Consider the following 14,261-nt stretch of genomic DNA (forward strand, 5'->3'; position numbering starts at 1 on the left):
ATTGACAATTCTTTATTTGATAAAAGCATATATCTAATGAGACATTCATTATTAAAACCAGTACTAATCATAATCCTGTTATCGGTTTGGCATACCGTTTCATATGGGCAAGAGTCTGCTCCACATACGGTATCCATTCCCCCTTCACCTACTGCTGCGTCCTTAGGAAAGTTTGTTGATATACCAGTAGCCAACTATACAGGAACAGCACAAATAGGTGTGCCTATATACACCGTACAAGAGGGAAGCCTCAGTGTACCCATTTCTCTCAACTACCACTCTTCGGGAATGAAGGTAGGTGAACTTCCGGGCTGGGTAGGTGCTGGTTGGGCACTTAATGCTGGAGGAATGATCTCTAGGGTGATGCGGGGCAAGCCAGATGAAATAGAAAATGGGTATTTTGATGTGTATGACGATGTAGAATACATGCGCCAGACATTAACTTCCCCTCAAGGAGCAAATGGGTTTGATTTTGAAAATGACCTTGACTTGATAGATAAGTTTAGCAGAGGGGAGAAAGACGGTGAACCTGATATGTTTTATATCAATGCCAGTGGTGCCTCTGGAAACTTTTTTATAGACCCCTCGACTGGAGAAGCATATACGATCCCCTACCAAAAAATAAAAATAGACGCGACTTATGATGTTGGACCAATAGGGACGATTTCAAAATTTGTGGTGACTACGGCCAATGGAGATAAATACTACTTTGGGGGTAACGGTTATACCGAGACCAATAGCGTACAAATAACCCAAGAGCAGGATCCCCCCGATTACATCTCTTCGTGGTTTTTGGAAAAAATTGTTTCTGCCGACAACAAGGATATCATCACATTTGAATACCAGCAACAAGAATATGGGGAACAGGTGGAGTCGTTTGTTTCTCATACTAGAAGTGACATTACCTTTGTTCATCCCTGGATAGCTTCTAGCTCCACTGCTACACCATGCCCCCTCGGGTTTGAATCTGAAAGTGAAAGCTTGAGTACGGTAGAAATACCCGATGCAAAGAAGTTGAGCAGGATCGTGTTTACAGATGGTTATGTGGAATTTAATGCGACAAACGATAGGACAGACTTTCCGACTTCCATGAAGCTAAACTCCATAGTAGTGAAAGACAATCAGGACAACGAGTTTAAAAATTTTGAGCTAAAATACGATTATTTCAACGCAAACCGGGGCACTTCACCCAACCCAGCGCAAAACTTGCGGCTAAAACTGGAATCGGTAACAGAAACCTCAAACAGTGTAGAGCTACCTCCCTATGAGTTCACGTACGATGAAAGTCAAATAACAGCAAGAAATTCATATGCCCAAGACAAATGGGGGTATTTCAACGGGGCTACCTCAAACTCAAGCCTCGTCCCAGCAATGTCCGGATATGGCCTGTATTACCTAGAGGAAGGGGCAGACAGGGAAACAAATCCTGCCACTTTGTATGGGGGAAGCCTGATAAAAATGAAGTATCCAACTGGGGGCTTTACCACATTTGACTATGAACCACACCAAGGACAACACGAAGAACTTGTCACAACCCCTTTTTATATTTTATTTGGGGCTTTTCTTGAAATAAATGCAGATGATGAACCAGTTACTTCTAAAACCTATAACATAAATAACTTTTCCGGGGAAAGTCAAGCGGTACAGGTCAAAGTATTGGTTGACCACAAATATGAAGATGATGAGGGAGGTTATGAAGAAAGACCAAAGGCACACTTAACCGAGATAGGAAATCCTGATAATACCATTACTTATTATGAAGATGGAGAGTATACTTTTTATTTTGAAGAAGGTAAATCATACAAACTTGAGCTAGAAGCTTGTTGCTATCAATATGACAGGGTCACTGTAAACATTACCGGCTACACTCAGGAAGAAGAGACCGTAACGGACTACATTGGAGGACTTAGAATAAAAAGCATGACCTTTTACGATGGGAACGGACTTTCTCCCAGCATGACCAAGACCTACGAATACGACAGCCTAGAGCTCTTGAACAATCCCCGGTATGACTACCAACAAAATAGATATCAAATCATTGGGTCTCAACAAGCGGGAGGCGGACTTGAGGCTTATTGCACCTCTTTTGTTAGACATAGTCAAAACCAATCCGCATTAGGAACAGGTGGCAGCCATGTGGTCTATAGAAAAGTAACGATAAAAAGTATAGGGAATTCCGATCAGGGAAAGACTGTCCACAGTTATAGCTTTATGCCAGACCAAGGAGCGAGGTATTACCCATTCCCTCCTGCGACAAGCATGGATTGGTTGAGGGGACTGTCACTCAAAAAACTGACCATGAAGTCCGATAACAGCACGGTTGCTATTGAGACGAACGACTACAACACCGGCTTCGACGAACCACTGAACTCACACACCATGTGGGGTATAAAAATTGGAAGAACTTGGACCGGAACAAGGTTTGGAAGACCTTACGATAATACTGATTACCATGCCAGCACCTATTTATTTGAGACATTCCCCATCTATTCCCGTTGGCTGCACCTTGATGAATCTACTCAATATACCTATTCCCAAGATTCGCAGGAGTTTATCACAAACAAGTCCCAGTTCTTTTATGAGAACCCAGAACACAGCCAAATAACAAAGACCATCACGACCAATAGCAAAGGGGAAGAATACATCACAGAGAACAAATATGCCGCGGACTTCGCGGGAACGGAGTTTGGGAGCGACCAGCTCCGCACGAACCATATGCACAGCCAGGTGCTGAAGACCGAGACAAAAAAGCTTATAGGCGGGCAAGAGACCCCTCTCTCAAAATCCGAAACCTACTTTGAGAACTTGAGCGGGCATGTACTTCCGACCAAGACATTGAGCTATGCAACGGCGAACGCCGATCCTGTCCAAATGGACATAACCTACGATGAGGAAGAAGGCAATGTGACAGAGACCCAACGGTTGGGGGACATCCCCACTACCTACATATGGGGATATGACCAAACCTATCCAGTAGCGAAGATCGTCAACCTATCTGACGATGATCCACTTATCAGCTCTATCCGGGTCGCAATCGCTGCCAGGCAGTTTAGCAACAGCGATGCCAAGACCGATATAGATACAGATGTGGCATTTTTGAAAAGTCAGTTACAGACATATATCAATAATCCTGACTATATGGTAACGATCTATACCTACAAGCCCTTGGTGGGCATGACCTCCCAGACCGACCAGAACGGGTACACCACCTACTATGAGTACGACGACTTTGGCAGGCTCAAGCTCACCAGGGACCAGGACGGGAACATCTTGGGCGTGAACGAATACCATTACTCCAACGACTAACAGGCTACACTGACAAAAATACTAAACGGATAAACAAATGGAAAAGGTAAAAAATAAAATGTTGCCATGGGTGAGGCATGCCCATGCAAAGCTCTTGCTCGCCCTATTGCTGCTTTTGGTAGCCGCGCCGAAGGAAAAGACTTATGCTCAAATACCCGATGAAGAACGTCAGGCTTTGATGGACCTTTATTATAACACCGGTGGACAAAACTGGACAAACCCTTGGGATACAACAAGGTTAGTCGAAAATGCTTGGATAGGTGTTTATACGGAAAATGGAAGGGTAACAGAGTTACAATTAGGTGGTAGAGGATTAGAAGGTAAAATCCCTGCAAGTATTGGAAATTTAGACTCATTAAAAAAGCTTAATCTGGGAGGTAATCTTTTGACCGATACAATACCATCTTCTATAGGTAACCTTACGGGGCTAACATATTTAGATTTGAGTGGTAATAATTTGACTGGGTTCATTCCTAGCGCTATTACTAAACTTAGTCTATTGTATATCTTGGATTTAGGTGGTAATAACTTATCTGGCAATATCCCAGAAGATATAGGATCCTTATCAAGTATAGGTTTATTAGATTTAGGAGGCAATAATCTAAATGGCAATATCCCTAGTTCTTTATGCTCACTGAACAATATGTACTTATTGGATCTCTCTTCCAATTCATTATCTGGTGAGCTGCCAAGCTCATTTAACCAATTATCATTTTTAAGTTACCTTTATTTAAGAGAGAATAATTTCAAGGGACATGTTTTTGACTTATTAGCATCAATGAACAGCCTAGATATAGTTTATATTGATGAAAATAAATTTGAAGGCGAGATTCCAGATTCTGTTTTCAGGCTTCCTAATCTAACATATCTTAGACTTTCGTATAATTTATTTTCAGGTTTACCCAAAATAGGGCCTACCCAGTCTTCACTTGCATTATACGTACACCACAATAATTTTAGTTTTGAAGACCTAATCAGGCATGAAGATAATATAACCTCAACTTTTTGGCCTCAAGACTCTCTTATTGTCAATGATGATTCGCTACAGTTTTCAGTTGGCGAAATCATGGTTTTATCTACTGATATAGACTCCTCAATATCTGAGTGCAGTTATGAATGGTACAAAGATGGCATCTTGGTCAGTAATGAAAGGATATACGAAAAAACATTCGCTAGCGAGGATGAAGGTATCTACCATTTTAAAATCATGCACAGCGGTTACCCTTCTTATAGAGAACTTACAAGCCATCCTATAACCGTCCAAAAAAGACAATCTTGTATCAACCTGCGGATCGAGCGGGTGGTGGCGGACTACCTCGACCCTGACAAGGAGACAAAGCCGTATTACCCTGGCGAGCTAGTGGATCTTTGGGGATGGATATATTCCTCTGGTACCTGCGTGACAAGGTACTACGTAAAGGCATACCTTTCCCGGACCACTGACCCCCACGATCCCAACAGGATCTACCTGGACTCTCTTTATGGGGCCAGGATCGATCCGTCCGATCCAGAAGACGAGGACGACCACGACTGGTTCCAGACCCACACCACCTATCTTCCGCTCGACTTTGCGACGGCAGACGGCACGTGGTACCTGCACGTGATTGTCGACCCGGACAATATGATCCCCGAGCCGAACGAGGAAGACAACATAGCCACCCTCGCCTTGCCCATAGTGGTGCCGGATTTTTTCCCGGCAGAGGTCGGCGCGCCCGCCTCTGTCGACCTGGGCAGTAGCTTTGATGTCCCGGTGAAGGTCCAAAACCTGAGAGGGGCAGATATTGCCCAAGTACCTGTCTCCCTCTTTATCTCGGACAACAATTCCTTGGCCGGGGCAGATTTGTTGGGGACCACCAACCTGAAGATGGACGGGAACAGTACGGTCGACTATACGTTCGAAGGGCTCGAGTTGCCAACAGGCTATGTCTATGGCAATGCATACATCATCTTGGCAGTAGACGAGGATGACGACATTGGCGAGACCAACGAAGGCAACAACACCTTGGCATCAAGTCCAATGGGTATTGTACTGCCTTCTTTCGACCTTTCGGTCTCATCTCCTACGGTCGCCTACAACGGGAGCGAGGGGCACGACCTGACCGTTTCTTTCGACCTGGACAATTCCCAGTCTGAACTTATTCTTTTTTCTACGGTCAAATATTATATTTCGGCCAACACTACTTGGGATACGGGCGACCAATATTTAGGGGCTACTTCCATAGGCAAATTGGGAGCTAGCAGTTCATCTGACCTTTCCAAGACCTTGTTTGTCCCCGCTTCTTTTGTGGGCAACTACCACCTCATCGTCAGGGCCGATGCAGACGACAATGTCCCCGAGACCAACGAGGGCAACAATACCGCCAGTGTGGGTATCACCTTGGGTGAATGGAACTTTGACCCCAACTATATCCGCACGAGCGTTGCCCAAATACCTGGGCTGACCGAGGAGGAGATATTGGACTATGCATCCAGCGGTGGGGAGACCTCGACAGATAAATATCAGGTGCAGACCAGCACCCAATATATGGACGGGCTTGGCAGGCCTATCCAAACAGTGCAGAAACAGATGACCCCTCGCGGTAATGACATGGTCCAACCAGTTGTTTACGACGAATTTGGCAGGGAAGCGGTGACCTATCTGCCATTTGAGAACGGAAACGACGGGGGCTATCAAGAAGACCCACTTGAAACTCAAAGAACATTCTACAACACCCTTTATGGATCAGAGCAGGGAGATGCCGCCTTCTCGATCAGGAGTTTTGAAGCCTCGCCCCTCAGTAGGGTACTCGACGAAACAGGGCCTGGAAAAAGCTGGCATGACTTGGGCAAGAAAGTTTCCATGCTCTCCAAGACCAACCTAAAAACAGATGGCATAAGGATTTGGACGGTAGGAACAGGAGCAAATGATCTCCCTACGACCAGCGATACCTATGAAGACGGCCAGCTCTTCGTATCGGAAACAACCGACGAGGAAAACCACAAGTCTTTGGAATACAAAGACAAACAAGGAATGGTCGTACTAAAAAAGGTACAAGATGAAAACGACTTCCTTAGCACCTACTACGTCTACGACGACTATGGCAACCTCCGCTATGTACTCCCCCCAAAAGCAATGGAGGAGATGGGCGACGACTTTAGCGGCCATGACAACTTTGACACCATACTGGACGAGCTCTGCTTCAAGTACACCTACGATGCCCGCAAAAGGATGGTGGCAAAGAAAGTGCCCGGCACAGAGGGAGAAACCTATATGGTCTACGATAGGTTAGATAGGCTGGTACTCACCCAAGATGCCGAGCAGAGGCAGCCGAACGAAGATGGCGAGCAAGAGTGGTTTTTTACCAAGTACGACATCTTTAGCCGCCCGGTGATGACGGGGATATACACTTCTTCCTTGACAAAAGAAGAGGTGCTGGCAGAGATAGAGGTAATTAACCCTACGGATTATGCAGTGCAATCCGTACGGGCAACGAATAACCCCGATCAAGTAGAAGGGAGCAACGTGAAGAGGGAAACCCACAACGGAGAAAGTACCTACTTGGCCACAAAAGAGATAGAGTTACTGCCAGGCTTTACGTTGAGCGACCCTTCTCAAGCATTCACCGCCGAGCTGACAGGGACGGTCACGCCGGAAAACGAGCAACGTGGTTATGAGATACCGCAAGATGACTTTCCACCGGCAGAAGACCTCTACATCCTTACCATTAACTATTACGACGACTATGACCTAGACAACGACGGCACGCCAGAGGAGGCATATGTCAATGTAAACGAGGCAGGCTTTATGGCAGAACAGGCAGTGACCGATAGGGTGAAAGGGCTGCTGACCGCCACCGAGGTAAGGCAATTGGGTGAGGGGGACAACGGCTTCTTGAAGACCGTGACCTTCTACGACAGAAAAGGAAGAGTAGTACAGACCCAAGCTGAAAACCACAAAGGTGGGACGGACATCGTGACCAATGAAATTGACTTTATAGGCAATGTGACTAAATCGCACACCCGCCATGCCAACCCCGAGTCTGAAGATAAACCCGCCACCATCGTAAAGAACTGGTTCGATTACGACCATGCCAATAGATTACTCAAGACCCGCCAAGCATTTGACCTGCAAATGGAGGCGGAAGCCGAGACCTTATCGGAAAATACCTACAATGCCTTGGGGCAGCTCGTGACCAAAGAGCACAGCGAATTGGCTGGCGAGCCTGGTACACCTGCCTTGCAGACGGTAGACTATCAATACAACATCCGTGGCTGGCTGACCAAGATCAACGACCTGAACAATGTGAGTGAGAGCAAGCTCTTCGCCATGGAGCTGATGTACGATAATGCGGATGCCAACGCTCAGTACAACGGCAATATCGGGAGGATTAAATGGAAAACGGACCTCGACGAGGTACAGCGCCAATACAGTTATGTCTACGACGATCTCAACCGCCTAAAATCTGCTACCTATGCGGGCAGGGCGAACGAGGACTTTAACGTACAAAATATCAGCTACGATGCAAATGGAAATATCAAGACCCTCCAGCGATATGGCCTGACCGATTTGGGTGCTACCCCCGAGCAGCATACCTATGGGCTGGTGGACAACTTGACCTACCAATACGACGAGGGACAGGTAAGCAATAGGCTCACCGCTGTGAGCGACGGTGCGGGACTGGCAGGCAATGCCCTCCTCGCCGACTTTAAGGATGGGAAGGATGACTCGAAAAAAGCCCTTTCGGATGAGTATAGGTATGATATGAACGGAAACCTAATCTTCGACGACAACAAGGGTATCATAAATATTGAGTACAACCACCTGAACCTGCCAGAGCTAATCGATTTTGGTTCGGGCAACCAAATTGCTTACCGTTACAATGCAACAGGCGTAAAACTACAGAAAAAGGTATACGAAGAAGGCGTATTGGCGAAGGTGACCGATTACTTGGGCGGCTTCCACTACGAAGAGGATACCCTGCGCTTTGTACATACCGCGGAGGGAAGGGCGCTCTGGAAAGCGGAGCACCATGACCTTACACAAGACTTTGTGTACGAATACCATTACAAAGACCACCTCGGTAACCTACGGATGAGCGTAAGGAAGGGCGGTGAAGAAGCTGAATACCTTGCAACCTCCGAGCTGGACATGCAGGACTACGAGGAAGAGCAGCTTGGCTTTGAGAACATCAAGCTCACCCAGAACACGGAAGTGGCGAAAAATGGTTCGGTCTCGGCGTTGGTGGGCAACTGGGAGAACTACACCATTCCTGTTGGTCCGTACAAGCAGTTTGAGGTGGGCAAAGGTGATGCGATCGATGCCAGCGTGTTTGTGAGGTATTTGTATAGCGCTGACCAAAACGACCACCAATCTACCTTCCCTATCGGGACGACCATGGAAAACAATTTTGTACCGGACGGGAGCAGTAGCCCGATAAGCCTTGGCTTCGGGATAAGCTCCTTGGGGAACAACGATAATGGAAACGACGAGCCCGCAGCATACATCACCATAGAGCTTTATAACAAGGACGGGGAACTATTGGAAACCAAGACTCGCTGGGTACATGACATGGGTGGTGGCGGATGGTACAAGCTTAGCCCCTTAAGCGAGGTGACCGTAAAACAAGACGGTTATGTAAAAGTATATGTAGCAAACGAGAGCAAGACAAAAGTGTGGTTCGACGACTTGGAGATTACGCACAAAAAGGGTATCATAGCACAGGAAAACCACTACTACCCCTTCGGTATGAACATGGCGGGGATAGAAAGGCAAGGGATACCTGACCACCTCTTCCAGTATAACGGCAAGGAGAAACAGGTAGAGTTCGGGCTGCACTGGGCGGACTATGGGGCGAGATTTTATGACGGCCAGTTGGGACGCTTTCATTCAGTTGATCCCAAGGCTGAAATTTACGTTGATTTTGGTCAGTATATTTATGCGGCAAACGACCCAATCAGGTTAGTAGATAAAAATGGTGAAGGCCCTGGAGATGGTGTCTGGGAATTTGTGAAAGATGCAGGAAATGCGGTCGTTGCTGTAGCTGAAACAGTACGTGATTTTGGTGCAGGTGTGGGCAATGCATGGGCTTCGAATAATACCACAATATCAATGCCTGGGCTTGAGGTTTCCGGAGTAGATAGAATGGAACCGACTTCTTATGCAATGCAAGTCGGTCAAACCACAGGAGATTTGATAAGTGTAGCCCAGGGTGCTGCTGAAATGGTGATAGGAAGTAACATGACAGTAGGAGGAGCTACCGTGGCTGTTGTTACCTCTGAAACGGTCGTAGGTGCAGCAGCAGGTACTGGGGTTGCAGTAGCGGGCCTTGGAATAACTGCACATGGTACTAATACTGCAATGAACGGTATTAATAACCTTGCCAATAATAATGGGAGGGTTTATTCTAAAGGAAAAAAGGGTGGTTCAACCAAAGAAAATACTAAGAATCAAGGACTGGAGCGTAACTCACTAGAAAAGAGTCAAGAACAGTTAGAAGGGATCGAAGGAGCGCAACAACATCTGAAAAAACAAAAAAAAGGACAAAAACAGAATAAGATTCAGAGTACGAAAAAGAGTCAGCAAAGACTAGATAATGATCTGAAAAATATTGATTCGCTAGATGATTTAGACTAATGAAAACTACATCAATAGAAGAACTATTTCGAGAAGCAATCTCGATTCGAAATCAAGGAGATTTACAAAAAGCTATTTCTTCTTTTGAAGAAATTATCAAAACATACCCAAATCATCCTAAAATTAGTGGAGTATTCACGCTTCTTGCAGGTGTTTATAATGACAAAGGTGCTACACACAATGCTATGCTAAACTTTAAAAAGGCTACTGAGTTAAATCCAAAGTCTGAATTAGCTTCTTTAGGTTTGTACTTATCATATGTGAAATTGGAAGAATATGATAAAGCTATTGAAGAGTTGGGGCGATATCTTGATAAATATCCTGCGGAGAGATACAAAATAACTTTAGAAGAGTTACTAACTGATTTGGAACAAGGCTATGCCATTAACTATAAAGGCATTATTAAAGAATTGGCGCAGAAGAATGGTTTTAAAGTTAAATAAGGCATTTATTTTAAAATGCCAAACTACTTGCCCAAGCATATCAATGTTTCAAGCATCCTTGGGTCAGCGTCTGCTGGAGAAGATGGTTCCCCACTACTCTTATGGTTTAGCAAGGGGATGGGTATAAATTTTTTCATATTTTCGATTTTGGTTTATGACCGCGAAGATGCGGTGTACGAGCTTTGACCGGATGGCGTTTATGACGGACATCTTGTGCTTGCCCTCTTCCACTTTGCGGTCATAATATTTCCGAAGCTCTCCATCCGTCCTCAGTGTGGAGAGTGCCGCCATGTGGAATATTTTCTTCAGGCCCTTGTTGGCTTTTTGCGAGACCTTGTTGCGTGAGCGGATGCTCAATGCTGTCAATTTAAGCTTTAAATTATAAAATTACGTCTAGCGCGAGTGTCCCCCAACTACTCTTATGGTTTAAACAAGGGGATGCGTATAATTTTTTTCATATTTCCTGTCTTGTTTGATGACCGCAAAGATACGGTGTACGAGCTTTGATCGGATGGCGTTTATGACGGACATCTTGTGCTTGCCCTCCTCCACTTTGCGGTCGTAATATTTCCGCAGGTCCCCCTTTGTCCTCAAGGTGGAGAGGGCGGCCATGTGGTATATTTTCTTCAGGCCCTTGTTGGCTTTTTGCGAGACCTTGTTGCGTGAGCGGATGCTGCTGCCCGACACATACCTGAACGGGGCGCAGCCGATGTGGCAGGCAAACTTCTTGGGGTCGTCAAATTTCTGGAAGTTTTCCGTGGCCACTATCGTGGCGATGGCCGTCTGCTTTCCCACGCCCTCCACGGAGACGATCTTGTCGAAACTGTCCTTGATGTCCGGATCATCCTCTATCAACTGGGCTATCTGTTCCTCTATCTCATCGACCGTTTTTTTATAGGCGGCGATGAGCTTCTCCACCCTTTTTTCTTTTTCCTTGAAATATTCCTTGTCGATGAACCCTTCTTCTTGTTTCAACTGTCCCCTGTACTTTGAGAGGTCGCGCATGGCAAGGTCCCGTTCGGCGGATAGCAGCTTTAACTTGTTGATAGTCTTGGGTGTAGGCTTTACCAATCTTGCCTTGTCGGCGAACCGCTTGGCATAGCCGGCGATCCTCTCGGCATCCACCTTGTCGTCCTTTCCCCTTGTCATTCCCTGCGAGCGGGAGATGGAATAAGGTGATTCCATCCAGAGGCAAAGCCCCAGGTCCAGGGACACTTCCATCAGCTTGTTGCCGAACTGTCCTGTGTGCTCGGCACATAGCAAGGTGTCTTCTTTGCCTAGCCCGTGCTCCCTGAACAGGGACTTGAGCCCTTTGCCCAGGGCTTTCCCGTCGTTGTCCCATTTGAGGTCGATGAGCTCGCCGTGGCTGGTCAGGAGGGCCAGGTCGATGGTGTCTTTGCTGATGTCGATGCCGATAAAGTTTTTAAATTCCATGGTTATCCGTATTTTTATGTTGGACAAAAAACCTAGAGGCCAGGGACCCGGTGCGTAGCCTAACTACCTTAACGGTGACAAACTCTTATACAGGCCTGGGCACGGGAGGGGACACGGGCATCCAGCAGTGGGATGAATCTTATTCATGGTCGGAGTTGAGTCGCCCATGCCCCCCTTGGCCAAAAGGAAATCAAGGTTTTCCAATTAAACACAATCCTTCGAATAATACAACTGCACAAATCTAAGGTGGTCGGAGCGGACGCTCAATGCTGTCAACTTAAGAAAAAATGCATATATTCATTCTAAAAGAATGGACATGGATATCTCTGCTTTTTTTCGGGGCTCAGCAGCTCGCTCACCGATACATCTTTCCAAAGGAGGCACACGCCGGAGGCTACCAGTTTTACGAGGGACAGGGTGTTTGGTTTTGAGGACATCGTGCTCATGTTGATCAACAGGGTAGTAAAAAGTATCGGGCTGGAGGTCGCCGGTTTCTTTTCCGCCCTTGGCCGCCATAAGGACGCCTCCAGGCAGGCGTTCTCCGCCGCACGGCTGAAGCTGGCGCACACGGCCTTCCTGGAGCTCAACTCGGGGCACATCGGCAGGTTCTACAAAAGCCCCCTTGTGGAGGCCTATGGGGACAATTACCTGTTGTTGGCCGTAGACGGCAGCTTGTTCCAGCTGCCCGATAGCAAGGAGCTAAAGGAGCGTTTCGGCGCATGGAAGAACAACCACGGCGAGGGCATGGCCATGGCAAGGGCGTCGGTTATCTATGACGTGCTCAACCACCAGGTGCTCTCCGCCCGCCTCTCGCCCTTGGAAAACGGGGAGGGAAAACTGTTCAGGGAACAGCACGACGGGCTGTCGATAGACAAGCCTTATATCTACCTGCTGGACCGGGGCTACCCCTCGTTCGACCTGTGCTCCCACATCAGGGCGGGCGGCGGGCATTTTGTCATCCGCTGCAAGAAGGACTTCAACAAAGGCGTCAAGGCCTTTGCAGGATCCGGGCAGGTGGACGGGCGGATAGTGCTGTCGCCGCCGACATATTATGGCAAGAAGAGGGGCGGCAAGGTGTCGAGCGATTATAAGGAGCCCCTAGAGGTACGTATCGTGAGGATAAGGCTGAAGACCGGCGGATATGAATACCTATTGACCGACCTAGGCCTTGCAAGAAAGGAACTGTCCCGCCTGTATGGGCTGAGGTGGGGAGTGGAGACGATGTTCGGCTACCTGAAGGACTGTATGGAGATAGAGAACTTCTCCTCCAAAAAAGAGGAAGGGGTGCTGCAAGATTTCCACGCGGCGATACTGGCGGCCAACCTGATAAGGATAATCATAGACGATACGGACAAAGGGCTTGGGCAAAAAGAGGGCGGACTGTACAGATATCAGGTCAACAGAAAAACGGCCACTGGCCTATTGAGGGGAGATGTGCTGAGGCTGTTGGCCAAGCCCCCGGAAGACTGGGCCGCCGAGATACAAAGGCTCAAAAAATAAGATATCCAGGCACAAGGTCGCCATAAAACCGGACAGGAGCTTCGAGAGGAAGAAGAAGCGGTGGAGGCAAAAGTTCAGCATCAATAAAAAAAGGGCGTTATGACCTTAAGTTGACAGCATTGAGCGGACGCTCGTACCAGTTGGAGAACAACACGTTCTTTCTCCCTAACTCGTCATTCCAACGCAAGTTGGAATCTCCTCCCTACCTAACACAAGGCAACTTCCTTAGGAAAAAGCCCCCTGCAAAGACTGTCACAAAAAAAGGTGCAGGAAATACATCCTGCACCTTTTGGCTTGCTTTTACAAATTACTTCCAACTCCTTCCCACCGCATCTTTGCGGTTATAAACCAAGACAAGAAATATGAAAAAAATTTATACGCACTCCCTTGCTTAAACCATAAGAGTAGTTGGGTCAATTATTCCCTGCTGCTAACCCCACCTTTTTTCTCAATAAAGGAAATTGCTTTTTGTGCCTTTTGGCTATTAGAGGTGAGAATATTTTAGGTTCATCAAGTGTCATGCAAGAAATGAATAACTTTTGACCACTTTTCAAACTTAAAGTCATGTATGAATAATTACCCCAATACACAAAGTTGATTCTCTTATCGTAGAGTACTGGTGATAGAAATACATCTATATATTCAATGTCATCCTTTAAAAAGACTATTTTTTCATTTTGAGAGTGTAGGGTAAAGCTTTCACCATCTGTTACCAACTCAACATCCTTAGCAAAGGAATAGTGGTTGTACCAAAAGATGAAACCAGGAAGTGAAAAAAACACCAATACGTATAAGGATAAATAGAGGTACATATTAAGTATTTCCAACACATCAGTCTCCTTAAAATATATCAAGACTGCAGGACATCCTATGAAAACCATAATAAGATAAGGAGGTAAGAATACGTTAATTGCGTATTTCTTTCTCTTTCCCTTATCATATCTGAACCTTTTTTGTATGCTCAT

Annotated in this window: 7 protein-coding genes and 1 pseudogene; 5 read left to right on the plus strand and 3 right to left on the minus strand. The window is 46.5% G+C overall.

Annotated features, from left to right (window positions below; translation table 11 throughout):
• The first annotated feature begins 36 nt into the window (after positions 1-36).
• From R9C00_04680 to R9C00_04690, 3 genes are read left to right on the plus strand one after another with little or no spacing between them, the layout of a single operon-like run.
• Positions 37-3,306, plus strand: coding sequence for a hypothetical protein (locus R9C00_04680; protein ID WPO36739.1), 3,270 nt, complete (start codon positions 37-39; stop codon positions 3,304-3,306).
• 37 nt (positions 3,307-3,343) lie between these two features.
• Positions 3,344-9,919 carry a DUF6443 domain-containing protein gene (locus R9C00_04685; protein WPO36740.1) on the plus strand — a complete coding sequence of 2,192 codons (6,576 nt, stop codon included), beginning with the start codon at positions 3,344-3,346 and terminating at the stop codon, positions 9,917-9,919.
• Positions 9,919-10,362 carry a tetratricopeptide repeat protein gene (locus R9C00_04690; protein ID WPO36741.1) on the plus strand — a complete coding sequence of 148 codons (444 nt, stop codon included), beginning with the start codon at positions 9,919-9,921 and terminating at the stop codon, positions 10,360-10,362. Before R9C00_04685 ends, R9C00_04690 begins: the two co-directional genes overlap by 1 nt.
• 99 nt (positions 10,363-10,461) lie before the next feature.
• Here the strand turns inward: R9C00_04690 and R9C00_04695 are convergent, their stop codons facing one another.
• A complete protein-coding gene (locus R9C00_04695; protein WPO36742.1) occupies positions 10,462-10,728 on the minus strand; it encodes a transposase in 267 nt (88 codons plus the stop codon).
• Between the two features lie 60 nt (positions 10,729-10,788).
• Positions 10,789-11,796, minus strand: a complete 1,008-nt coding sequence (locus tag R9C00_04700; GenBank protein WPO36743.1) for a transposase — start codon at positions 11,794-11,796, stop codon at positions 10,789-10,791.
• Between the two features lie 74 nt (positions 11,797-11,870).
• Between R9C00_04700 and R9C00_04705 the strand changes: the two genes are divergently transcribed.
• Positions 11,871-12,041 carry a hypothetical protein gene (locus tag R9C00_04705; GenBank protein ID WPO36744.1) on the plus strand — a complete coding sequence of 57 codons (171 nt, stop codon included), beginning with the start codon at positions 11,871-11,873 and terminating at the stop codon, positions 12,039-12,041.
• Between the two features lie 118 nt (positions 12,042-12,159).
• Positions 12,160-13,296: pseudogene (locus tag R9C00_04710) on the plus strand (IS4 family transposase).
• Positions 13,297-13,709: 413 nt separating this feature from the next.
• Here R9C00_04710 and R9C00_04715 read toward each other — a convergent pair.
• Positions 13,710-14,261, minus strand: coding sequence for a hypothetical protein (locus R9C00_04715; GenBank protein ID WPO36745.1), 552 nt, complete (start codon positions 14,259-14,261; stop codon positions 13,710-13,712).

It is taken from the genome of Flammeovirgaceae bacterium SG7u.111, from assembly GCA_034044135.1.
In the GTDB taxonomy this organism is placed as follows: domain Bacteria; phylum Bacteroidota; class Bacteroidia; order Cytophagales; family Flammeovirgaceae.